General features: G+C 66.7%; 1 protein-coding gene and 1 pseudogene. Both read right to left on the bottom strand.

The features are described from left to right. Positions 1 to 195 precede the first annotated feature (195 nt). A pseudogene (locus ACI3ET_RS16400) lies at positions 196 to 408 on the bottom strand (integrase core domain-containing protein); the annotation flags it as partial. A gap of 59 nt (positions 409 to 467) precedes the next feature. Then, positions 468 to 655: hypothetical protein (locus tag ACI3ET_RS16395; RefSeq protein WP_405034140.1), on the bottom strand; the 188-nt coding region annotated here is incomplete at its 5' end.

Genomic DNA, 655 nt, shown 5'->3' with positions numbered 1-655 from the left:
GCGAGACCAACTTCTTCACTTCCTTCGGCATCGAGCTCATGCTCGAGATCTTCTCGGTCATCTCATGACCTTCCCCGCCAGCTGTGCCGGCGTGTCAGACCAGAAACACCGTTTGGCGGACAGTCCCTTGGCTGGCGCCCCACACCCTGGACTGGAGGAAGAAGGGACTGCTGCACGGGTAGGTGACAGGTTGGGTCAGGCCGCCTGAGGGGCGGCTGTGGCCATGGTGGCCTCGTACTCGATGGGCGTCAACCGGCCGAGTCGGTCCTGGCGCCGGCGCCGGTGGTAGGTCCGCTCGAGCCAGGTGACGATGTGGATGCGAAGGTCCTGCCGGGTGGTCCACCGGCGGCGGTCCAGGACGTTCTTCTGCAAGAGGGCGAAGAAGGACTCCATGGCGGCGTTGTCGGCGCTTTATCTGGCTAATCGACGGCTGAGTCGGGGCGCGGTAAGGCGGGTTGTGCTGTTGGTCACGCGGGGGTGCGGCGTGTCGCTGCCTGCTCGATGTGGGTGGTGAGCCGGGTGATCAGCCGCAGGTGCCGTTCGGTCTCGGCGTCCCAGCCTCGGTCGGTGGCGTCCTGGGCGAGAGCTACGGCGTCGTCGCGCTGGGCGGTCAGGACGGGGATGTGCTCGATGGTGGTCCGGTAGGCGGGGCAGT

Source organism: Ornithinimicrobium jinqii (assembly GCF_045032595.1).
Lineage (GTDB): Bacteria > Actinomycetota > Actinomycetes > Actinomycetales > Dermatophilaceae > Ornithinicoccus.
This window is presented reverse-complemented; position numbering and strand designations above follow the sequence as displayed.